Origin of the sequence: Halarcobacter anaerophilus, from assembly GCF_006459125.1 — a bacterium.
GTDB lineage: Bacteria > Campylobacterota > Campylobacteria > Campylobacterales > Arcobacteraceae > Halarcobacter > Halarcobacter anaerophilus.
Map to the genome: position 1 here is coordinate 737,929 of NZ_CP041070.1, position 24,713 is coordinate 762,641.

A 24,713-nucleotide genomic window follows, 5' to 3' on the forward strand; every position below is an offset into this window, starting at 1 on the left:
CTATTTCAAGTTTCATTTAGTTTTTTATTATTAATTTATTATTTTAGGATTATTTAGTGGCTAAAGTTAAGTGTAACCACTGTCATTTAGAGTTTGATGAGAGTGTGATGATTAAAGAAGGAGATTTAAACTTCTGTTGCAAAGGCTGTCAGGGAGTTTATCATATACTAAAAGATGACGGATTAGACTCTTTTTATGAAAAACTGGGAAATAAAACAATAGCGCCTCCTATTGAAGTAGACGATGATATCCAAAGATTTGATACAAAAAGTTTTGAAGATACTTTTATAAAAACAACCCAAGACGGTTATAATCAAATTGATTTGATTATAGAAGGGATTCATTGTGCAGCTTGTGTTTGGTTAAATGAAAAAGTTCTTTTTGAAACAGAAGGAATTATTAGTGCAGATATTAATTTTACAAATAACAAGGCAAAAATAGTTTGGGATAATGATAAAATCAAACTATCTCAAATAATTCTCAAAATTAGAAGTATCGGTTACAATGCTTATGCTTATGATGCTTCTGTTGCCGATGAACAAGTTGTAAAAGCAAAAAGATCCTATTTTATAAGAATGATGGTTGCCGTTTTTGCCAGTGTTAATATTATGATGCTGGGTGTTGCAAAATATACGGGATTTTTTACGGGAATCGATGAACAAATAAGAGAATATATTCATATAGGAGAGTTTATTTTCTGTACTCCGGTACTTTTTTATTCGGGTTGGATATTCTTTAGAGGGGCTTTTTACGGTCTTAAAAATCGTATTTTAAATATGGATTTTCTGGTTAGCTCCGGAGCTACACTGATGTATATCTACTCCTTGTATATTCTTTTCGGTGGAAAAGGAGAGAGTTATTTTGATTCGGTTACGATGATTATAACCTTTGTTTTAGTAGGAAAATATTTAGAAGTGATAGGTAAAAAAAGTGCCGTTGATACTTTAGATAAGATTAAAAGTTCTATTCCTTTGGAAGCTACTGTTGTAAAAGAGGGTGTTAAAAAAGCTATTGCTTTAAATAGTATAGAAGTAGGAGATATAGTAGAAATAAGAAGCGGTGAAAAAGTTTGTGTTGACGGAAAAATCATAAGCGGAGAGGGAACTTTTGATGAATCAAGTTTAACAGGAGAGTCTCTTCCTATATTTAAAAAAGTAGGAGACAAACTTTACAGCGGAACTATAAATAACGATTCTCTTATTAGATATGAAGTTACGAAAACTTATAAAGAGTCTACTCTAAACTCAATTGTAACGCTACTTGAAGACTCTTTAAGCTCAAAACCTGAGATTGAGTATAAAGCAAATGAGATATCAAAAGGGTTTAGTTTAACTATTTTAACTCTCTCTTTTTTAACTTTTATCGTTTGGTATTTCTTTGGAATTGATTTTGGCTTTGATTATGAAAATGTAAGTCATTTTGAAAAATCATTTATAGTAGCAATTTCGGTTATTGTTATTGCCTGCCCTTGTGCTTTGGCTCTTGCTACGCCTATTGCAAGTCTTATAGGAATTTCGGAGCTTGCAAAAAAAGGTTTGCTTTTTAAAGAAGCAAAATTTATAGAAACAATGGCAAAAGCAGACACTTTGGTTTTAGATAAAACAGGAACAATCACAAAAGGAGAGTTAAAAGTTAAAAAAGCAAGAATTTTAGATAAAAATATACATAAATTAAATCTAATGTACTCTTTACTTGACTCTTCAACACACCCCATTTCTAAATCGGTAAAAAAATATCTGCAAAAAAAATATGATAATTTAGAGCTAAAAGATATATTTGACGTAAAAACCGTTCAGGCAAAAGGAGTAGTGGCAAAATATAAAAATATAGAAGGAAAAACTTTTCATTTGTTAGGAGGAAATGTTGATTTGTTAAGAGAAAATCAAATCAATTATAATTTTGATAGTGGAAATTCGGTTTATATTTTTGCAATAAACAGAAGAGTAATAGCAACTTTCGAGCTTGCCGATGAGATTAGAGAAGAAGCAAAAGATTTAATCAATAGCGTGCAAAAAAACGGCTTAGAAGTTGTAATGCTAACAGGAGACAATGAGAGTATAGCTTCAAAAGTTGCTTCAAAAGTAGGAATAAAAAAAGTGGTTTCTCATATTGATCCTATAGGTAAAGCAGACTATATTAAAAAACTTAAAAAAGAGGGAAAAATCGTAGTAATGGCAGGTGACGGAATAAATGATTCCGTTGCTTTGGCTAATTCTGATGTAGCTATTGCAATGGGAAATTCCGCCGATGTTACTATTTCCGTTTCCGATATTGTTTTATTAAACAGCTCTTTAAGCAGTTTAAAATATGCTTTTGTTTTATCAAGAAGAACATATAAGTTTATAAAACAAAACCTGCTATTATCTTTGATTTACAATTCAATTACGATTCCTCTTGCAATGGCAGGACTTGTAATACCGTTAGTAGCGGCTCTATCGATGAGTTTAAGCTCTTTACTGGTTGTAGCAAACTCTATGAGAATTAAATTAAAAAGTTAGGAAAAAAGATGATAAACGATACGCTTTTTATGATGTTGGGTGTGGGAGTTATTCTCTCTTTTGCAGTTTTGGGTCTATTTATCTGGGGTGCAAAAAGCGGTCAATTCGATGATAGTGAAAAAATGATGGGCGGACTTCTTTTTGACAGTACGGAAGACTTAAATGATGCTGTTAAAAAAGAGGACAAGAAAAAAGAGGCAAGTAATAAAAAGAAAGAAAAAAAAAGTGAACCACAAGAGTAGTTCACTTTAAAAAAAATTTATGCTATTTATTTAAATGCAGCAATTTGTTTAGCTAAATCTTCGATATCTGCATCTGAAAGTCTTGCAACTTGACCTTTCATAACACCTTTCATAGCTCCACCGTAAGATCCGTCTTTATAACCTTTTAAAGCAGCAACAGTTTTTTCAACAGGCCAACCTTTGATTATTTGTGATTTCCCTAATGCAGCTTTTTCAGCTGTAGCTCCATGGCATGTAGCACATGTTGCATAATTTGCAGCCATTAAAGATGCAGCAGCTAATAGTGTTCCTAAAACAACTTTTTTCATTCTTTTTCTCCTTAAAATTATAAAGCTTAATTTTATCAATTTAATCTTTTATTAAGCTTATATAAAGAGTATTATATTGATAATTTTTAATTATAATTTTTGTCGGAAATTAGTTCTGTTTTAATTAAAATTTTTATATAGTTATTAATGAAATCGAGGATATTTGATGAACATAGAACAAACAGTCTTGAAAATTGATAATCTAAGTTTTGGTTATCATAATAAAAAGTTAATTTATAAAAATTTTAATTTAGAGTTAAAATGTGGAGAATTAGTCTCTATAGTGGGAAGCAGCGGAAGCGGAAAAAGTACGCTTTTTGAACTAATTAGCGGAAACTTAAAACCTCAAAACGGAGAGATTAAGAAAAAAAAGATAAGTTCGATTTATCAAGATCCTTACAGCTCTTTTCATCCATCTTTTAAAATAATTGAACAGATAAAAGATGTTGTGGATATTGATTTAAAAAGTTTTGATAAAAATTTAGATGAAAAAATAAACTCTTTGAGTTTAAATAAAGAGCTTTTATATAAAAAAACCCATGAATTAAGTGGAGGGCAGTTACAAAGATGTTCTATTTTAAGAGCATTATTAATGCAGCCGGATTTGTTGCTTGTTGATGAAGCAACTTCTGCATTGGATAATATTGTTGCTTTAAATGTTATGAAACTTATAGTAAAACAGCTGGACAGATGCGGTATTTTACTTATTACTCATGATATGAATTTGGCAAAATGGTGCAGTGATAATATTATTAATTTAAATGAAATTATAACGGAGAATTAAATGATAAAAGAGTGCAGTAAAGCTTTAGTGCTTCTAAATATGGGTGGTGCTAGAAATAAAAACGAATTAGAGATGTTTTTGACGAATATGTTTAATGACAAAAATATTTTAACAATTAAAAGTGATTTTTTCAGATCTTTAATTGCAAAATTTATCGTAAAATCAAGAAAAGATTCTGCCTGGAAAAATTATGAGGCAATAGGGGGAAGATCTCCTATTAATCCTTTGACGGAAAAACTTTTATCCAAACTTAACGATGAGTTAACCGATACCTGTGTTGTTCAGGTAATGCGATATACTCCACCTTTTGCGCAAGAGGCTATAAAAGAGTTGGAGAAGAAAAAAGTAAAAGAGGTAATTTTATTTCCTATGTATCCTCAATATTCAACTACTACGACAAAATCTTCCGTTGAAGACTTTCTTTTTTTCGCAAAAAGAAAATTTCATATAAAAGTTATTGAGCCTTTTTATAAAAATAGAGTTTTTAACGAAGCTATTATTGATACTATAAAAAACAGCGTGGAAAAACATGAAGAGTATAATCTGATTTTTTCAGCCCACGGACTTCCTCAGAAAATAGTAGACAGCGGCGATCCTTATGAAAAACAGATAAATGAACATGTGGAAATCTTATCTGCTCTTTTAGAAGAAGAGAATATTCATTTTAAATCAATCTCTTTGGCATATCAATCAAAAGTAGGACCTTTAAAATGGCTGGAACCTGCTTTAGATGAAGAGCTTAAAAAGTTCAGAGATCAAAAAGTTTTAATTTACCCCATTGCTTTTTTAATAGATAATTCCGAAACGGATTTTGAGCTTAGTATTGAGTATAATGAAGAAGCAAAAAAGATAGGAATAGAAGAGTATAAAGTCTGCAAATGCCTAAACGACGGTGAAAATTTTATAAAGGCTATAAAAGATATTATAAATGTAGTATAATAATAAAAAAGGAGAAAATAATGGATAAAAATAGTTTATTGCTAAAAATAGCAAGAGATGCTATAGAGTCAAATTTTAATCCGGAAGTAAAAATAGACAAAGAGTTTTTACTCTCAAACTTCTCCTTTTTAAATGAAAAACAGGCAACTTTTGTAACTTTAACGATAAATGGAAAGTTAAGAGGTTGTATAGGTTCTTTAATTGCCCATAGAATATTGCTTGATGATTTGATTTATAACGCAAAAGCCGCAGCTTTTGACGATCCTCGATTTAACTCTTTATCTTTTTCTGAGTTTAATGAAATAAAAATAGAGATCTCTTTATTAACTGCTCCTGAAATATTGGAGTATAAAGATTTCGAAGATTTAAAAAAGAAACTAATACCTAATAAACATGGAGTTATTTTAGAACTTAACGGTAAAAGGGCAACTTTTCTTCCTCAAGTTTGGGAGCAACTTCCCGAATTTAATGCCTTTATGGTTCACCTTTGCCAAAAAGCGGGTCTTAATCCCTCTTCTTTGTCTGCTTTGCCCAAAATTCAGACTTATGAAGTAATTAAAATAGAAGAAGAATAAAATGCAATACTTTAAAACTTCAATTAAAAATCCCGATAAAATCGTATGTATGCTTTGTTCATATTATTGCAATTTAAAAGCGGGACAAGTGGGAGTTTGCGGTGTAAATAAAAATACGGGTGATAAAATAGAGTGTCTTGTTTATGGATATATCAGCGCTTTAAACGTAGATCCCATTGAAAAAAAACCGCTTTTTCATTTTTTACCTAATTCCAAATCCCTCTCTCTTGGAACAGTAGGATGTAATTTTCACTGTAGTTTTTGTCAAAACTACGGAATCTCTCAAGAAAAAAATATTGACAGAACAAATTATATATCTCCTAAACAGATTGTGGAACTTGCAAGAAGTAAAGGGTGTGAATCTATCTCTTATACTTATAATGAACCTACAATATTTTATCCTTATGCCAAAGATATTGCCCTTGAAGCAAAAAAATACGGTATAAAATCGGTTTTTGTAAGTAACGGTTTTGAGAGTAAAGAGATGATAGATGATATGAAAGGAGTAATTGACGCAATTAACGTTGACCTGAAATCTTTTAATAAAAAATATTATAAAAAAGAGTTAGGCGGTAATTTAGAACAAATTTTAAAAAATCTTATTCATTTTCAAAAAAACGGAATCTGGCTTGAAGTCACAACTTTGCTAGTTCCCACAAAAAATGATTCCAAAGAAGAGATAAGCCAAATCGTTAAATTTATTAAAGAGAATTTAGGCGTAAATGTTCCTTGGCATATTTCAGCATTTCATCCCGATTACAAAGAGTTAGATCTTCCTTCAACTTCTATTGATAAATTAAAAACGGCATATAATATTGCAAAAGAAGAGGGGCTAAATTATGTCTATATAGGTAATGTAGCCTTTGAAAACAGCACTGTTTGTCCAAACTGCAAAGAAGAACTTATTTCAAGAGAGTATTTTGGTGTAAGGGTTAATAAAATAAAAGAGGGACGCTGTCCTAATTGTAAGCAAAAAATAGACGGAGTTTTTTAAAGGAGATAAAAATGAGCCAAAGAGAGATGAGTGTTGCCGGAACTTTTTATCCGGATAGTAAAAGTGAAATAGAAAGATATATTACTCATTTTAATAAAAGTTTTTCTGTAAAAGATGAAAACAGAAATAAAATCAAACCAAGAGCAATAATTTGTCCCCATGCAGGATATATTTACAGCGGGTTTACATCAAATTTAGCTTTTAATCTGTCTTCAAATAAAGATATAAAAAGAGTAATTGTTTTTGGACCCTCCCACAGGGTTTATATAAAAGGTGCTTCTATTGCTCTTTTTGATACATATAAAACTCCTTTGGGAGATTTAAAAATTGATTTGGAATACTCAAAAAAATTAAAAGAGAAATACGGCTTTTTGGATTTTAATGAGAGTTTGCACAAAGAACATTCAACGGAGACGCAAGCTCCTTTTATAAAAAACTATTTTAAAGAAGCAAAAATAATAGAGATTGTTTACGGTGAACTTGATTTTAATGAATTATCCAAACTAACCGATGAACTTCTTCTTGATAAAGAAAATTTTATAGTAATAAGTACCGATTTAAGTCATTTTTACCCTTTAAACGAAGCAAAAAAGTTAGATAATATATGTTTAAATGCTATTGCTTCAAAAAATTTGGAACTTTTTGACAAAGGGTGCGAAGCCTGCGGTAAAATAGGAGTTAAAGCCATAATAAAATCTGCAATAAAATATAATTTTGATACAGAACTTTTATATTATTGTACAAGTTACGATAAAACAAAAGATGACAGCAGTGTAGTAGGTTATGCCTCTGCTTTAATAGGAGAAAAAATTTAGATTCTTCCAAAGTTTAATTTTAAGTCGCTTCTTCTACTTTAGTTTTTCCGAAAATAAAAAGGTAAAAATAGAGTTTTATCTAAATTGATAATTGCATATTGTATAATTCACGCGAAAATAAGGATAACATTTAATGAAAAAATTAATAGAAGTTAAGAATATCTCTTATAGTTATGATAATACAAATGTTTTGGAAAATATAACTCTTGATATAATAGATAATGATTTTTTGGCAATAATAGGTCCAAACGGCGGAGGTAAATCTACTTTACTTAAAGTAATGCTAGGTCTTCTAAAAATAAAAAGCGGACAAATAATAAAAAATCTGAAAAACGAGGATATAGGTTATGTTCCTCAAAATACCAATTTAAATACGGATTTTCCAATTACTGCTTTAGAAGTTGTTTTAATGGGACATAAATCAAAAAAAAGAAAACTTTTCGGATTTAGTAAAGAGGATATTGATGCGGCAATGACCTCTTTAAAAGAAGTTGAGATGCAAGATTTTGCAAACAGTAAAATAGGTGATTTAAGCGGAGGACAAAGACAAAGAGTATTTATAGCAAGAGCTTTATGTACAAATCCTAAAATAATGCTTCTTGATGAACCTACAGCTAGTATCGACGTAAAAGGACAAAAAGAGATTTATGAACTTTTAAAAGAGCTTAATAAAACTATATCTATAGTTGTAGTAAGCCATGATATTTCAATTCTTTTGAATTATGCAAAAAATGTTGCTCATATAAATAAAAAACTTGTTTATCACCATTTAAAAAATACTAAAGAGAAAATAGATACGGAAAAAGAGCATTTATGTGAAGTTGAACTTCTCTCTGCTCTTGGAAAAACAGAAATTTGCTGCAATCAAACACATCAATTAGGTTAAAAAATGTTAGAAGCTTTACAATATGATTTTATTCAAAATGCAATAATATCGGGAATCCTTGTCTCAATAGCAGCAGGAATAATAGGTTCTTTGGTTGTTGCAAACAAAATAACTTTTTTAGCAGGAGGAATTGCACACAGCTCTTACGGTGGAATAGGACTTGCTATTTTTCTAGGAATCCCCGTTCTTTTCGGAGCAACCGTTTTTGCCGTTGCTACTGCTATGGTAATTGCGGCACTTACAATAAAAAGTAGAAAAAGAATAGATGCAATTATAGGTATAATGTGGGCATTTGGAATGGCTGTCGGGATAATTTTTGTAGATTTAACGCCGGGATATAATGTAGACTTGATGAGTTATCTTTTCGGTTCTATTATTGCAGTCTCACATGAAGATATAGTTTATCTTGCAATATTAGATGTTTTTATTATAGGGGCGGTTCTGCTTTTTTACAAACAGATTTTAGCAGTATCTTATGACAGCGAGTTTGCTCTTTTAAGAGGAATTAATGTTAGATTCTTTTATACGTTGATTCTTATATTAGCAGCATTAAGTGTAGTTGGAGCAATAAAAGTTGTAGGACTTATTTTAGTTATTGCACTTTTGACGATTCCGACGTATTTAGCAGAGATGTTTGCCAAGAAGCTTTCATCAATGATGATAATAAGTGCTTTTTTAGCTACAATATTTACGCTTATAGGACTTGTAATATCTTATTATTTCGATATTAGTTCAGGAGCAAGTATTATTGTTGTCGGAGTTGCAGCTTTATTAATATCAAAACTTTTAGGAAAAAAATGAATAAAAAAATAGAATTAGGTGTTATAAATACCCTAAAAGTAAGCAGAGTTTCAGAACCTGGAATATATCTTTGTTCTCTTGAAAACGAAGAGGTTTTACTTCCAAACTGTTATGTTTCAAGCAGTATGCAAATAGGTACTGAAATTGAGGTTTTCATCTACACCGACAGTGAAGACAGAATAGTTGCAACAACACTAAAACCTTATGCTATGAAAAATGATTTTGCGGCTTTAGAAGTCGTTGATAGTACAAAGTTCGGTGCTTTTTTAGATATGGGACTTCCAAAAGATCTTTTAGTTCCTAAAAATAGACAAAAATCTACTTTTCAAATAGGTAATTTAAAAGTGGTAAAAATAGTAGAAGATGAAAAAACCCACAGATTAATAGGTACGGAAAAGTTTGTTTTAGAAAAATTTCCCGAAGATTTGAAAAAAAATGATGAGGTTGAAATCTTACTTTATATGAAAACACCTTTAGGTTTTAAAGTTATCGTAAATAACAAATATGAAGGTTTGATTTATCATAACGAAATTTTTGAACAAATAAATGTTGCAAATAGAAGAAGAGCCTTTGTAAAATATATAAGAGATGACGGGAAAATTGATATTTCTTTACAGAAAATAGGGGTAAAAAAGAGTAACGATAATCCTGAAAAAATTTTAGAAATTTTAGAAGCAAATAATGCCCAAATGAATTTTACGTATAAAAGTGACCCTGAAGATATCAAACAAAACTTCTCAATGAGTAAAAAAGCTTTTAAAGCTGCTTTAACCAAACTCTTAGAAGAGAAAAAAATAGAACTTTTAGAGGATTCTATCAAACTAAAAGTTTAGTAATTTTTCAATAATTTTTATATTGATTTTAAGTCAAAAATATGTAAAAGTTGTCTAAAATTAACTTTAGGATTTATAATTAAAAGCTGTTTTAAACTTTTAAATTATAATTTCACTAAATTTTAGAAAAAGGGAAGATATGGCAACAACAAATCTTAGTGGAAATCCAGTAAATTTAGCTGGAACAGAAATCAATGTAGGAGACAAAGCTCCCGTAGTAAATGTTGTAGGGCAAGATTTATCGGATATTGAAATTGGTAAAAAGGCACAAGTTATTGTTGTAGTACCGTCTTTAGATACTCCTGTATGTGCAGCAGAAACAAGAAAATTCAATGAAGAAGCGGCAAAAACAGATGCAGAAGTTGTAGTTGTTTCTATGGATTTGCCATTTGCAATGGGAAGATTTTGTACAACTGAAGGAATTGAAAACTTAAAAGTAGGAAGTGATTTCAGAAATAAAGATTTTGTAAACTCATACGGTGTTTTAATTGCCGACGGACCATTGGCAGGTGTTGCGTGTAGAGCAATTTTTATTACTGATGAAAGCGGTACTGTAATATATAAAGAGATTTGTCCTGAAATTACGGAAGAACCAAATTATGAAGCTGCATTAGCTGCAATCAAATAATATCTTTCAAGAAGAGAACTTCTCTCTTCTTAAAAATATATTACTTTCCGTAACAATAAATTTTTTATAAATCTAATGTTTAAATTTAGAATAGATAGACGTCATATTAGGCTTTTTAAATAGTTTTCTTTCTATTTTTTTATTTTTAATCTAATATTATTTTTATTTCTTAAAAGTTCTTGGATAAGAGATTTATCTTAATAATTAAATTTTTTTATTTTTCAATTCTTTTTTTTATTTTTCAAAAAAATTATTTTTATAGTAGAAAAAGTATTAAAAACTACTCTATATATCATTTATTCTTATAATTATAAATTTTCAGATAATATAATATTTAATATATTTAATAATTATTTTTATCTTTATAATCCATTTCCTGAATCTTATATAAATTATTAAGAAAATAATTTTTTATAAATTAATTAAATAACCAAAGTAATAGTTTGAAATTATTTTTAAGAAAATTTTAATAGGTTAATAAGTTATAATAACTCTTAATAGATATGAACATGGAGCAGATATGAATAATTGGAGTATAGGAAATAAACTAAACCTATCGATTTTGATAAGTTCAATAGCGGGACTTGTTATTGCTTTTGGAATATTCTCTTTTTACCTTAATAATGTAAAAGTTAATGTATACAAAGAGTCCTCTTCTAATATGAATTCAATAGTAAAACAAAAATTAAGCGCAAAAGAGGAAATATGTATTTCAAATGCAGTTTCAATTGCAAATGACGGGAAAATAATAGAGGCTTTAAAAAGTAGAGATAGAGAAGGTCTAATCTCTATTATGCAAAAACTTTCAAAAGATTTTAAGAACAATACAAATTTTAAAAATATAAAAGTTCATATTCATGATGATAAGGGTGACTCTTTTTTAAGATCATGGAATCCCAAATCTTTTGGAGATAATCTACTTAAAAGAGAAGCGGTTTTGAGTGTCCATACAAATAAAAAAGCAGTCGTAGGAACGGAAATCGGTATATCTAACGTAAACTTAGTAGGTGTTGCTCCTATTATCAAAGATGATGAATTTATAGGAAGTATTGAATTTAAAGCAGGATATAACTCAATTGTTAAAGATATAAACAGATATTACCACTCTAATTTGTTGATGCTTTTAGATAAAAATATCGTAAAAAACAGTACTGTTTTGTCAAAATTAAAAACTATAGGCTCATATGCTTTAAACCAAAAAAACTATAACGAAGATTTTGCAGAGTATATTTCAACGTTAAACTTAAAAGAGTTGGAAAAAAATACTTATCATGTAGATGACAAATATTTTGTTACTTTAAGTCCGATAATTGATTTTTCAGGTGAAAAAATAGGATATTACGTAATAGGTGAGAATTCAAAATATATTAAAGAATCAGTATCTCATGCACAAAAAATAGTTTATATTGCGGTTGTTTTGATTGTGGCAATATTGATTATTATAAGTTTGATAATTGCTCTTTTCTCAAGAAAAATAATTATAAAACCTCTAAAAGAGCTTGATAAAGCGATTACTGATATAAACAATAATTCAAATACTTCAAATAGAGTAGATGTGCAAAGAGAGGATGAAATAGGAACAGTTGCAAAAAATTTCAATAAATATTTAGATAAAATCGAAGAAGGAATAAAAAAAGATACAAAAGTTATTGAAGAGGCAATCGATATTGTTCATAAAGCAAAAGAGGGATTTTATACTTATGATATAAAAGAGGTTGCAAACTCTGTTCAAGTAGAAGAGTTAAAACAAAAAGTAAATGAGATGTTAAAAGTGACAAAAGACAATCTCTCTTTAATAACAAATGCTTTAATAGAGTACGGAAATGCAAGATATAATTATAAAATCGATGCAAAAAGTTCAGGAAACGTAGGCTCTTTAATAAAAGGAACAAATGCCCTAGGAACATCGGTTTCTGAAATATTAAGTATGGTTGATAATACCGGCAAAAGATTATCATCAAATGCGGAAGAACTAGCCGCAACATCAGAACAGCTTTCAGCTTCATCTTTACAACAAGCTGCCTCTTTGGAAGAGACGGCTGCCGCTATTGAAGAGATTACTTCAACAATTACGCAAACCGATGAAAAAACAAAAAGAATGTTGACAATATCTAAAGAGATGGAAGATACAAGTCATCAAGACGATGAATTGGCTCATAAAACCGGAAAATCTATGGAAGATATTAATCAAGCTACAAATGACATCGTAGATGCAATAACTATCATAGATCAAATAGCTTTCCAAACAAATATTCTATCTTTAAATGCAGCAGTAGAAGCGGCAACGGCGGGAGAAGCAGGGAAAGGCTTTGCCGTAGTTGCACAAGAAGTTAGAAATTTGGCAAATAGAAGTGCCGAGGCTGCAAAACAGATAAAAGAGTTAGTTGATTTTGCACAAGAAAAAACAAAAGAGGGGAAAAGCACCGCCGATAAAATGGTTGAAAGTTTTAATTTCCTAAACTCAAAAGTTTCCGAAGTAGCACATTTGGTAAATGACGTATCAGACGCTTCCCATGAACAAAGATTAGGAATGGATCAAATAAATGATGCAATAAACCAACTTGACAAAGCAACTCAAGAGAATGCAAATGCCTCAGAGAGTGTTTCTCAAAAAGCAATGGCTTTAAGCGAACTCTCTTCTCAACTGGTTTCAATAGTAAACAGAACAACCTTTGACAAATCAAGAGAAAACAGTGTTTGTGACGTGAATTTGGTATTTGATACAACAAAATTAAAACTAGACCATATCTCATTTAAAGAGAACAATTTCGAAAAAGTAGGTAACGGTCAAAACTGGCATGTAAAAGATCATCATGAATGTGATTTGGGAAAATGGATAGAAAAACACTCAAATGAAGTTTACACCAAAAATCAAGATTGGCAGGATCTGTTAAAAGCTCATGAAAATGTACATAAAGGGGTACAAGAGTATATAGATGTAGACTCTAAAGATAAAAAAGATGCCAGACTTTATGATATTGCAAAAAATATAGAAGATAATACTTCAAACGTATTTAAATATATTGATAAAGTAAAAGAGCATAAATGTAATGAAATGAGATTAAAAAGAGGAAGGGATGTTGTAGGAAAAGAGACAAAAGATCCTAAAGTTTATCATGAAAAAATATCTAAATATAAAAAAGATGAATCTCTTCACGACAGAGTATCAAAAAACGGGACTGTTACTTTAAAAGAAGAGAAAAATGATGATGAACAGTGGGAGAGTTTTTAATTAAATTTCAGGATTTATAGTAATATTAACTATTGATTAACCTTTTGTTACTTTAGTATTAATGCTCATTGTCTATAATTTTCATATGGATTAAGAAGGTGCGATGATTTCCTTCTTAAATATTTAAAAACTGCGAATTTTTAAATTTTCCAATTTGTTTCCTTGTGTGTGTAAAAGGCTCCTTGAAAAAGGAGCCTTTTTTTTTACCCAAATTAAAGTACATTACTGCTACCATTCGGCAAACAAAAAACTTTCAAAGAGTATTCACTAATGCCATTATCAAATTTAAATGAAGAGCAGTTAAGCGCTGCAACCTGTAAACGAGGTTATAATCTAATTATTGCCAGTGCCGGTACAGGAAAAACATCAACTATCGTGGGAAGAATTGCAAATTTAATAAATAATAATATAAAACCCGAAGAGATTTTACTTTTAACTTTTACAAATAAAGCAGCCGCGGAAATGGTAACAAGAGTAGGGAAGGTTTTCGGTAAAGATGTTGCAAAAAAGATAATGGCAGGAACTTTTCACTCTGTTTCATATAAACTTCTAAAACAGCTAAATATAAATATTACTTTAAAGCAGCCAAGTGAATTAAAAACACTATTTAAATCCCTTTATGAAAAAAGGGTTTTTTATGACAGAAGCGATGAAGCAAACCCTTATGACGGAGGCTATTTATATGATAGATACTCTTTATATCTAAACTCGAACGAGGGTGAAAATTTTACTTCATGGATACTAAAAAAAAGTCCTGATCATGAACTGTATACGGCAATTTACGAAGATGTAATTTTAGAGTTTAATGAACTAAAAATAAAATACGGTTATGCAAATTTTGACGATTTGCTTACTATTATGCTTGATACGCTAAAAGAGCATGAATTTGATTTTAAAGAGATACTTGTAGACGAATATCAAGATACAAACCCTTTACAAGGAAGATTACTTGATGCTTTTAAACCGAAATCGCTTTTTTGCGTGGGAGATTATGATCAAAGTATTTATGCTTTTAACGGCTCTGATATAGGTATTATCTCTACTTTTTCAAAAAGATATGAGGATGCAAAAGTATTTACTCTAAGAAAAAACTATCGTTCAAGTAAACCTATACTTGACTTGGCTACAAAAGTTATAGAGTACAATGAAAGAGTATATGAAAAACATCTTCAAGTGATGAGAACAGATGTAAGCGTTGCTCCTAAACTTTTAGCTTTTACTGAACTTTTTCAGCAATATCATCATATCTCCGAACTAATATCAAACAGCGGAACACCGCACAATGAAATAGCAATTATTTTTAGAAATAATTCAAGTGCAGACGGTATCGAAGCAAATCTAAGAGAGTACGGAATTCCTGCAAAAAGAAAAGGGGGAATGTCTTTTTTTGATTCTGTTGAAATCAAATATATCTTGGATATTATGGTAATGCAGTTAATTCACAATGATATGATGGCATTTATTCATATTTTGGAGTACGGAAAAGGTATAGGAAAAGCAATAGCCAAAGATATTTTTGATGCTTTGACAAAGCTGGGACACGGAAATATTTTCAAAGGTTTATTTCATCCTGACGAAAAGATAAACAACCCTTTTGAAACAAACAGAGTAAAAAATATTCAGCTAGGACTTTTTGATGATTTTTTAGAGTTAGGTTCAGTGTCCAAATTTAAAAATTGCGGTTTTGAAGAGGCTTTTTTAAGTAATCCCATACTAAAACATCCAAAACTCTCAATTGACGGGGCTAAATATATTTATGATTTTTATCTGCTTATGAAACAGGTACAAAGAATCAAAAATCCCCAATCAATGGTAAACTCTATTGCAGGTTCTATGCTTTATTCAAAAATCAGGGATTTTTTGGCAACAAAAAGAGCAACTCAAAAAGACGGAACGGTAAACTCTATTCAAAAAACAAAAGCTTTGGCAAAGATAAATAGGAAAGTGATGCTCTTAAGAACACTTTCCAAAAATTTTCAAGAGCTATCAAAATTTCTAAACTCGGTAATTTTAGGCGGCGGGGAGATGAGTGAAGGAGAAGGAGTAAACCTTTTATCTGTTCATGCAAGCAAAGGTTTGGAGTTTAAAGAAGTTTACGTAATAGATTTGATGGACGGAAGATTTCCCAATAGAAAGTTGATGAGCAAAGGCGGAAGTTTGGAAGAAGAGAGACGTCTTTTTTATGTAGCTGTAACAAGAGCAAAAGATATTTTGTATCTAAGTTATGCAAAATACGACAAAATCAAAAAAATGGATTTTATCCATTCACCTTTTTTAAAAGAAGCAGGGCTTATAAGAAACGAAGAAACCTGATTCTTTTTAACTTACCAAAGATAAATCAATTTTTAGCTATAATCGCGGATATTTTACAAACTTAATAAAACATATAGGAATTTAGATGAGTGATAAGTATGAACCTTCGAACGTAGAAGATAAGTATTATAAAATTTGGGAAGAGAGAGGTTATTTTGAAGTAGACGGAAATAAAGCTATTCAAGAAACCGACGAAAAAGGAAAACAAAAAACTTTTGCAATAATGATGCCTCCTCCAAACGTAACGGGGAGTTTGCACATCGGTCATGCTTTGACTTTTACCCTTCAAGATATTATTACTAGATTTAAAAGAATGGACGGGTATAAAACTTTATGGCAACCGGGAACCGACCATGCGGGTATTGCTACTCAAAACGTAGTTGAAAAACAACTTTTGGCTCAAGGTACTACAAAAGAGGCAATCGGCAGAGAAGCCTTTTTGGATAAAGTTTGGAAGTGGAAAGAGTATTCAGGCGGTACTATTGTTCATCAAATGAGAAAATTGGGTATTTCTCCTGCTTGGTCAAGAGAGAGATTTACGATGGATGAGGGATTAAAAGAGGCTGTAAAAGAGGCTTTTGTTCATCTTTACAATGAAGGTATGATTGTTCAAAACAACTATATGGTTAACTGGTGTACTCATGACGGTGCTTTATCTGATATTGAAGTTGAGCATGAAGAGGTAAACGGTAAATTTTATCATATGAATTATCATTTTGCAGACGGAAGCGGATATGTAACCGTTGCAACTACAAGACCTGAAACATACTTTGGGGATACTGCTATTATGGTTCATCCAAATGATGAAAGATATAAAGATATAGTAGGAAAAGAGGTTATCCTTCCTTTAACTGACAGAAAAATTAAAATTATTACGGATGAACATGTTGATATGGATTTTGGAACAGGTGTGGTAAAAGTAACTCCTGCTCATGACCAAAATGACTACGAAGTAGGGAAAAGACACGATTTAGAGTTTATTACTTGTTTTGATGAAAAAGGTATTTTAAATGAATATTGCGGAGAGTTTGCAGGTTTAGAAAGACTTGAAGCTAGAAAACCTATTGTTGAAAAGTTACAAAAAGAGGGATATATTACAAAAATAGAGGATCATGTTCATCAAGTAGGACATTGCTATAGATGTAAAAATATTGTTGAACCTTATATCTCTAAACAGTGGTTTGTAAGAAGCGAAGTTGCAAAAAGTTCTATTGAAAAAACATATGCAGGTGAAGCAAAATTCCACCCTTCTCATTGGTTAAACTCTTATAGAGCATGGATGGATGAGTTAAGAGACTGGTGTATCAGCAGACAATTATGGTGGGGACATAGAATTCCCGTATTTACTTGTGAAGAGTGCGGTCATGAGTGGGCAGACAAAGAGGATAATCCCGAAGCTTGCCCAAAATGTGCAAGTAATAAAATAAAACAAGACCCTGATGTACTTGATACTTGGTTCTCTTCTGCTCTTTGGGCTTTTTCACCTCTTGGATGGGGAAATAACGGAAAAATGCAAGGAAGTTTCCAAGATAGTGATTTAAAAGATTTTTATCCAAACTCTCTTCTTATTACAGGGTTTGATATTATGTTCTTCTGGGTTGCAAGAATGATGATGATGGGTGATCATTTTATGGGAAAACTACCTTTCAAAGATATCTATATGCACGCTCTTGTAAGAGATGAACACGGTGCAAAAATGTCAAAATCAAAAGGAAACGTAATAGATCCTTTAGATATGGTAAAAGAGCATAGTGCAGATATTATCAGATTTACTTTGGCTTATTTAGCCGTTCAAGGAAGAGATATAAAATTAGGAGCTAAAAACTTAGAGCAGTTTAGAAACTTTACAAACAAACTTTACAATGCTTCAAACTTCTTAACTTTAAATGTAGATACTTTCCCTGATTTAAAAGATATAGAGATAAAAACACCTCTTGGATTATATATGCAAAGCAGACTCTCTTCTGCCGTTGATGAGATAAGAGATACTTTGGAAACTTATAAATTCAATGAAGCTGCAAGTTCTCTTTATAGATTTGTTTGGAATGAGTTTTGTGACTGGGGTATTGAGTATAGTAAAGCAAGTAAAGAATCTATTATCGAATTAGGAAGTATTTTTAAAGAGACTCTAAAAATGATATCTCCGTTTATGCCTTTTATTTCCGACTTTTTATACCACAAATTAAGCGGTACTTCTTTAGAAAATAGTGATTCGGTTATGATTATGAATTTCCCTAAAGATGTAAAAAAAGATGAAAAAATGGAAGAGATGTTCTCTCTTATAGAAGAGGCAATTATCGCAATAAGAAGAGCAAAAGTGGTTATTGATATGGGTAACTCGAAAATTCCTAAAGCTTATGTAAAACTTGATAAAACAATTGATAATGAAATAGCAAAACCTTTTATTCAAAAACTGGCAAAAGTTGAGAATATAGAGTTTGTAGATAATAAACAAGAAAATTGCGTAACAGACGTATCTGATAATCTAGAAGTTTATATACCGACTTTAGAGATAGATATGACTCCTATTATCAATAAACTTACTAAACAAAAAGAGAAAACACAAAAAGAGGTTGATAAATTAAACGGTATGTTATCAAATGAAAAATTCGTGGCAAATGCACCTGAACATGTTGTAGCTGAAAACAAAGCTGCACTTGAAGATGCACAAGCAAAATTAGAAAAAATAGAGAATGAATTATCATCATTAACGCAAATATAAAAAGATAAGACTAAAAATGGCTAAAATTATAAAATATCTTTTTTTTATAACTATTTTAGCTTTTTTTAGTGCATGCTCCGTAACCCAAGATGATATTAGAGGGGCTCTTCAATCAAACTCGGCGGAACTTATAACAAAAGATAAAAAAAAGTTGCAAGAGCTGCTTGTAAAATTTAAAACAAAACTCGATAAAAGAAATCCAAATAATTTCAGTAAAAAAAACAGACAGAAAATCTATATTTCTATAGAAGATTTTAATAAAAAACTTTATCTTAAATATAAGAAAAAGGTTTTAAAAGATTATAAAGATTACTTGCAAATGGCTTTTAGCAAAGATTCACTTTTTAATAGAAACGATTATTTGATTCTTGGAATGACTTATATGATTTCAAATGCTTATTCAATAGAAAATTTTCATGCTCTTACAGCTTTTCAATTTGATAAAGAAAAACTTCACAATCTATATAAAAATTTACAGGTTATTAGATGGAGAATTAAAGTTGAAAAAGATTTAAAAGATGATTATCTTTTTTTAACCTGGCAAAATAATTGGCAAATTCAACTTGAAAAACTGTTGCAAAAAAGACCTGATATCTCTTATGAAGAGATAAAAGATTTAGAGTATATAAAAAATAAAAAAGAGACTTTGTTTAGTCACTCAAATTTCTCTTTTGAAGTTCTTTTAACACAAATGATAGACCGTGTGGAAAACTCTTTAAAAGCTTTGGGTGAAGAGCCCAGAGATTTAAGTATCTCTGCACTTACATTTTTTGTATTTTTATAAGTTTAGCAATATTTGGATTGTCTGAATTTTTTTCTTTGGTTATACTTATTAAAAATAATATTTATTGGAGGCAATAATGAGTTACATAACAAACAAAAGCTTAGAAGAAGCAGATAAAGAAGTATTTGAGATATTAGAGAATGAATTAGAGAGACAAACAACACACTTGGAAATGATAGCAAGTGAGAACTTTACAAGTCCTGCCGTAATGGAAGCAATGGGAAGCATATTTACAAATAAATACGCAGAAGGATACCCAAATAAAAGATATTACGGTGGATGTGAAGAAGCAGATAAAGTAGAACAACTAGCTATTGATAGAGCTTGTGAAATCTTTAACTGTAAATATGCAAATGTACAACCTCATAGCGGATCTCAAGCAAACGGAGCAGTATACGCAGCATTAATAAAAGCAGGAGATAAAATCTTAGGTATGGATTTAAGTCATGGAGGACACTTAACTCATGGGTCAAAACCATCTTTTTCAGGGAAAAACTATCATGCTTTCTACTATGGAGTAGAATTAGACGGAAGAATAAATTATGATAAAGTTCTTGAAATAGCAAAAATAGTACAACCAAAAATAATAGTGTGCGGAGCAAGCGCATACGCAAGAGAGATAGACTTTAAAAGATTTAGAGAAATAGCAGATGAAGTAGGAGCAATACTTTTTGCAGATATAGCACATATAGCAGGATTAGTAGCAGCAGGAGAACATCAAAGTCCTTTTCCTTACGCACATGTAGTAACAACAACTACCCATAAGACACTAAGAGGTCCAAGAGGTGGGATGATAATGACAAATGATGAAGAACTTGCAAAAAAAATAAACTCGGCAATTTTCCCTGGATTGCAAGGTGGACCATTAGTACATGTAATAGCAGCAAAAGCAGTAGCTTTTAAAGAAGTGTTAGATCCAAAATGGAAAGAGTACGCAAAACAAGTAAAAGTAAACGCACAAATACTAGCAGAGGTAATAAGTAAAAGAGGATATGATGTAGTATCTGGAGGTACTGATAATCACTTAGTGTTAGTATCGTTTTTAAATAAAGATTTTTCAGGTAAAGATGCAGATGCAGCATTAGGGAATGCAGGAATAACAGTAAATAAAAACACAGTACCCGGAGAAACAAGAAGTCCGTTTGTAACAAGCGGGATAAGAATAGGAAGTCCGGCTTTAACAGCAAGAGGGATGAAAGAAGAAGAGTTTAAGTTAATAGCAAATAAAATTTGTGATGTATTAGATGATATTAACAACACGGATTTACAAGCTAAGATTAGTTTAGAGCTTAAAGACCTTGCTAATCGTTTTGTGATTTATAATCAATCTACATATTAATTTAATATAAAAAAGTAGTAATCTTACTGCTTTTTTATTTTTGGGATATTTTATGAAAGATAGTTTATCTTTAGAAAATGAAAATTATAAAAAAATAGAAAAAGTAATAAGATATATAGACGAAAACTTTAAAGAACAACCCAAAATAGATGAAATTGCTCAATATATAGGTATGAGTAAGTATCATTTAATCAGAGTATTTAAAGAGTATGTGGGTGTAACTCCTATTCAATTTCTTCAATCCATCACTTTAAATTATGCAAAAGAACATTTAAAAGAGTCAAAATCAATTTTAGACAGTTCATTAGACTTAGGTCTGTCAAGCTCCAGCAGACTTCATGATCTGTTTGTAAATATAATAGGAGTTACTCCAAAAGAGTATAAAGAGCTTGGTAAAAACGTAGATATAATTTATGGATACGGTTCTACTCCTTTTGGTGAGGCTTTAATAGGTTTTACCAAAAGAGGGGTTAGTTATCTTGGTTTTATTGATGATAACAAAGAGTCCATATTTAACAGGTTTAAGGAAATCTGGGCAAAAGCAAATCTTATAAGAGATGATGAAAAAGCAAAAGAGTATCTAAATAAAATTTTCGTAAAAAAAGAGAAATTTGATTTATACGTAAAAGGAACGAATTTTCAAATAAATATTTGGAAAGCACTTTTAAATATTCCAAGCGGAACAATAACAACTTACCAAGATATAGCAAACAGTATAAACAAACCCAAAGCAGCAAGGGCAGTTGCCAGTGCAATCGGCTCAAACCATATCGGATTTTTGATTCCCTGCCATAGAGTATTAGCTAAATCAGGAGCAATGAGCGGCTATAGATGGGGAATAGAGAGAAAAAAAATTTTGGTTGCATACGAAGCTATGAAAAGCGGCAATCAAAAATCTTGATTACTCTTTTTTTAATCTATGCGAAATTGAATAAATAACCGGAAGATAAAGAAGATTTAAAATAGTTCCCCATAATAATCCAAATCCAAGACCAATAGCAATAGGCTGAAAAATTACCGCTTGTCCCGTAGGGAAGAAGATTAATGAAGCCATTCCCATTAGTGTCGTAATAGTCGTAAGCATAATAGGTCTGAATCTTTTTGTTGCTCTATTAAAAACATCATGCAAGGTTTCTGCTTTTTTAAGATAGGTCATCATAATAATTCCGTCGTTTATTACAACTCCCGCTAATCCCAAAGCTCCTATTAAAGAAGGCATTGAAAGATTTATTCCCATAATTTTATGTCCTATTAAAACACCTAAAAGAGAAAAAGGAATAACACTCATTAAAATAAAAGTCTCTCTAAATGAGTTAAAAAGATAAAGCATAGAAAGCATTATTAAAATAACAGTAAGTCCCGAAGCTAAAATCAAATCATTCATTAAACTCTTTTGTTTTTCCGCTTCTCCTTTAAAAATGAGTTTAACACCGTTTTCTTTAATCTTTTGAAGTGTAGGTTCCAGTTTTTTTAAGACTTCGTTTGCAGTTAAAATATCAGGGTTTACGTTTGCAAAAACATAAAAGTTTCTTTCTGCATTGTCTTTTACTAACTGTTCAAAACTTTTTATTATTTTGAAATCGACTACTTGGTTTAAAGTAACGAAAGTTCCGTTATCTAAAGGAACTTCCATTGTTTTGAAATTTTCATAATCATCTTTGTTTACACTCTCTATTTTTATATCAAGCATATCTGTTTCGTCAAAAGAGACTGCTTTTTTCTTAGACAAATACATATTTGATAAAAAAGAACCGATAGTTGCTTCATCTAAACCTAATTGTTCTCCATAGGCATTTACTTTTAATTTTATTTCATCTACGCCGAATTTTAGAGAGTTTGACAAAGATTTGATTCCTTTCATACTTTTTAACTCTTTTTCCAAAGTATTAACAGCTGATATTATCTTTTCATTATTATTTGAAACAAGACCTATTTTTATATCTGCTTTAACAGGTCCTACTCTTCTTTCCAAAACAACAATTTCATTTAGATTGAATTTTTTTTGATAATCTTTCTCTTTTATAAACTTTTTTAATTCACTTGCTATTTCTATAGATTTTTTTGTTCTCTCTCTTCCCTCTTTATCATAATAAAGACTTAAATAAGGAGTAATATATTTATCAAGAAAATTTGCATCTTTCATTTTTTGTAATTCAACCGTCATATACATAACATAAGGGTAATTCTCCGTATTATCCCCCGTATCTTTTCTAAAACCTGCAACAGAATCAATACTTCTTATAAAAAATTTCTTTTTATTTTCAATCATATCTTTTTCTATTGATTGAACTATTTTAAAGGCATCTTCGAGTTTTGTATTTTCATTTGCTTTAATAGAGATTTTAATATCCGAAGCATCAAATTTTGGAAACATTTGAAATCTTGAACTTTGAAGTTCAAAAAAAGTAGCCAAAGGAACAAGGATTATAAAGATTATTAAAAAACTCTTTTTCCAATCCATAAAAAAGTGTAATATAGAGTAATAAATATTGTTTACTTTTTCCCAAGAAGTAGCTTTTGCCTTTGCTTTTAAAGTGTGTGCCGCATGAATAGGTAAAAAAGCAAAAGATTCAATAAGTGAAGCTATAACCAAAGCCGAAACAGCTATAGGAATCAGTTTCATTACTTCACCCATTGTTCCGCTTATCATTAAAATAGGTAAAAAAGAGAAAAGAGTAGTAATAGAAGCTACCGTAACGGGTTTAACCATCTCTTTTGCACCCATTATAGCAGCCTCTTTAGGTTCATATCCCTCTTCAATATGTTGTTGGATATTTTCACTTACTACAATAGCGTCATCAACAACAATACCTATTGCTATTAAAACTCCTACAAGGGAGATCATATTTATAGTATATCCCGAAAGATACATATATAAAGCTGCAATTACAAAAGAGGTAGGAATACCGATTGCTATAATAAACGACATTCTAAAATTGATTAAAAGCATTACTAAAATAGTAATTAGAATAATTCCCAAAATAATATTTGATACAACAATATTTAATCTGTCCAAAATTCTTTCACTGTTATCATCGGCAATACTGATTTTTATATCAGGATTTGATTTATTTATTTCAGGCAAAAGCTTTTTTATTTTTTGGGTTATTTTAATAGCATCCGCAAATTCGCTTTGTTCTATAGCAAGAGATATTGCACTTTGCCCGTTAAATGAATATAGAGTAGAAGAGTCTTCATATTTTTTATGAATTGTGGCAATATCTTTTAAATAGATATTGTTTTCTCCGACTCTTATTAAAGTACTTGCAAAAGCATTTGCAGTTTTTGCTCCATTAAAAGTAGAAAGATAGTAGTGTTTCTCTCCCTCAATTTTTCCTATAGGAAAGATATAAGAGAGGGTTGAAATAGCTTCAAAAACCGAACTCTTATTTAGTTTCATTGCTTTTATTTTTTTATCGTCTAAAAGTATTTCGTAAAATTTATCGGAATCTCCGTATATAGTTATATCTTTTACGCCGTCTACTCCTAAAAGCTGGCTTTTTAATCTATCTGCAAAGGGCTTAAGTTCATCAGTAGAGTATTTTTCTGAAGTTAAAGTTACGTCCATAAGAGATCTTGAACGCTCTAAAGCATTTACGGTAGGTTCATCCATATCCGAAGGAAGATCTGTTTTTACCAGATTTATAGCATCTCTTACTCTGTTTGCTTCGTTATATTTGTTTACGCCTTTTTTTAGTTCTAATATAATTGAAAAACTTCCGGGACTTATAACTGTAGTAATTACGTCAACACTATCTAAATTTTTAATATTGTCTTCTATCTCGGATACTGCCATTCTATCTAAAATATCGACAGAAGCACCGCTGTATGAACCTTTTATTGAAATCATATCTAGTTCAAAACTAGGGAAAATCTCTTTTGGAGTGTTATTATATGACCAAATTCCTACGGCAAAAACTAATACAAAAAGTGTGTAATTCATTCTTGAATTTTCTACAAAAAATCTCAAAAATTTTTCAAACATTAACTTCCTTTATTTTAAGAACAGAATTATATTAT

The 24,713-nt window shown here is 30.4% G+C and carries 19 protein-coding genes; 17 read left to right on the top strand and 2 right to left on the bottom strand.

The features are described 5' to 3' along the window. Positions 1-56 precede the first annotated feature (56 nt). Both AANAER_RS03650 and ccoS read left to right on the top strand, forming a co-directional pair. Entirely contained in the window at positions 57-2,498 is a 2,442-nt protein-coding gene (locus tag AANAER_RS03650; protein ID WP_129082938.1) for a heavy metal translocating P-type ATPase, read from the top strand. A gap of 8 nt (positions 2,499-2,506) precedes the next feature. After that, a complete protein-coding gene (gene ccoS / locus AANAER_RS03655) occupies positions 2,507-2,740 on the top strand; it encodes a cbb3-type cytochrome oxidase assembly protein CcoS (RefSeq protein WP_129082939.1) in 234 nt (77 codons plus the stop codon). Between the two features lie 26 nt (positions 2,741-2,766). Here the strand turns inward: ccoS and AANAER_RS03660 are convergent, their stop codons facing one another. Next, positions 2,767-3,048 (bottom strand): c-type cytochrome, encoded by a 282-nt coding sequence (locus AANAER_RS03660; RefSeq protein WP_044415925.1) that lies wholly within the window; start codon positions 3,046-3,048, stop codon positions 2,767-2,769. A 166-nt stretch (positions 3,049-3,214) separates the two neighbouring features. Between AANAER_RS03660 and AANAER_RS03665 the strand changes: the two genes are divergently transcribed. The 15 genes from AANAER_RS03665 (at position 3,215) to AANAER_RS03735 (ending at position 21,594) form a co-directional block, all read left to right on the top strand. Beyond that, a complete protein-coding gene (locus AANAER_RS03665) occupies positions 3,215-3,832 on the top strand; it encodes an ATP-binding cassette domain-containing protein (protein ID WP_129082940.1) in 618 nt (205 codons plus the stop codon). Positions 3,833-3,835: 3 nt separating this feature from the next. Further along, complete coding sequence (gene hemH, locus AANAER_RS03670; RefSeq protein ID WP_129082952.1) at positions 3,836-4,771, top strand: ferrochelatase; 936 nt, start codon at positions 3,836-3,838, stop codon at positions 4,769-4,771. Between the two features lie 20 nt (positions 4,772-4,791). Then, entirely contained in the window at positions 4,792-5,346 is a 555-nt protein-coding gene (gene amrA, locus AANAER_RS03675) for an AmmeMemoRadiSam system protein A (RefSeq protein ID WP_129082941.1), read from the top strand. A 1-nt stretch (position 5,347) separates the two neighbouring features. Continuing rightward, complete coding sequence (amrS, locus tag AANAER_RS03680; protein WP_129082942.1) at positions 5,348-6,340, top strand: AmmeMemoRadiSam system radical SAM enzyme; 993 nt, start codon at positions 5,348-5,350, stop codon at positions 6,338-6,340. 11 nt (positions 6,341-6,351) lie between these two features. Beyond that, positions 6,352-7,155 (top strand): AmmeMemoRadiSam system protein B, encoded by an 804-nt coding sequence (gene amrB / locus AANAER_RS03685; RefSeq protein ID WP_129082943.1) that lies wholly within the window; start codon positions 6,352-6,354, stop codon positions 7,153-7,155. Between the two features lie 133 nt (positions 7,156-7,288). Next, on the top strand, positions 7,289-8,041 hold the full coding sequence (locus AANAER_RS03690; protein WP_129082944.1) for a metal ABC transporter ATP-binding protein: 753 nt from the start codon (positions 7,289-7,291) through the stop codon (positions 8,039-8,041). A gap of 3 nt (positions 8,042-8,044) precedes the next feature. Beyond that, on the top strand, positions 8,045-8,842 hold the full coding sequence (locus AANAER_RS03695) for a metal ABC transporter permease (RefSeq protein WP_044415915.1): 798 nt from the start codon (positions 8,045-8,047) through the stop codon (positions 8,840-8,842). Then, entirely contained in the window at positions 8,839-9,675 is an 837-nt protein-coding gene (locus AANAER_RS03700; RefSeq protein ID WP_129082945.1) for a CvfB family protein, read from the top strand. Before AANAER_RS03695 ends, AANAER_RS03700 begins: the two co-directional genes overlap by 4 nt. A gap of 139 nt (positions 9,676-9,814) precedes the next feature. Further along, positions 9,815-10,303 (top strand): thiol peroxidase, encoded by a 489-nt coding sequence (tpx, locus tag AANAER_RS03705; protein ID WP_129082946.1) that lies wholly within the window; start codon positions 9,815-9,817, stop codon positions 10,301-10,303. 520 nt (positions 10,304-10,823) lie between these two features. Further along, positions 10,824-13,535, top strand: coding sequence for a methyl-accepting chemotaxis protein (locus AANAER_RS03710; protein WP_129082947.1), 2,712 nt, complete (start codon positions 10,824-10,826; stop codon positions 13,533-13,535). Positions 13,536-13,805: 270 nt separating this feature from the next. After that, a complete protein-coding gene (locus AANAER_RS03715; protein WP_129082948.1) occupies positions 13,806-15,848 on the top strand; it encodes an ATP-dependent helicase in 2,043 nt (680 codons plus the stop codon). Positions 15,849-15,933: 85 nt separating this feature from the next. Then, the gene (locus tag AANAER_RS03720) at positions 15,934-18,570 is read left to right on the top strand and encodes a valine--tRNA ligase (protein ID WP_129082949.1); all 2,637 of its coding nucleotides are present in this window, start codon (positions 15,934-15,936) and stop codon (positions 18,568-18,570) included. 16 nt (positions 18,571-18,586) lie between these two features. Beyond that, on the top strand, positions 18,587-19,354 hold the full coding sequence (locus AANAER_RS03725) for a hypothetical protein (protein ID WP_129082950.1): 768 nt from the start codon (positions 18,587-18,589) through the stop codon (positions 19,352-19,354). A gap of 76 nt (positions 19,355-19,430) precedes the next feature. Further along, positions 19,431-20,693: a serine hydroxymethyltransferase gene (locus AANAER_RS03730; protein WP_140544043.1), complete on the top strand. Its 1,263-nt coding sequence runs from the start codon at positions 19,431-19,433 to the stop codon at positions 20,691-20,693. A 52-nt stretch (positions 20,694-20,745) separates the two neighbouring features. Further along, complete coding sequence (locus tag AANAER_RS03735) at positions 20,746-21,594, top strand: methylated-DNA--[protein]-cysteine S-methyltransferase (RefSeq protein WP_129082612.1); 849 nt, start codon at positions 20,746-20,748, stop codon at positions 21,592-21,594. On the opposite strand, the gene AANAER_RS03740 is transcribed toward AANAER_RS03735, so the two are convergent. Next, complete coding sequence (locus tag AANAER_RS03740; protein ID WP_129082611.1) at positions 21,595-24,678, bottom strand: efflux RND transporter permease subunit; 3,084 nt, start codon at positions 24,676-24,678, stop codon at positions 21,595-21,597. It abuts the gene before it with no gap. Positions 24,679-24,713: the final 35 nt, after the last annotated feature.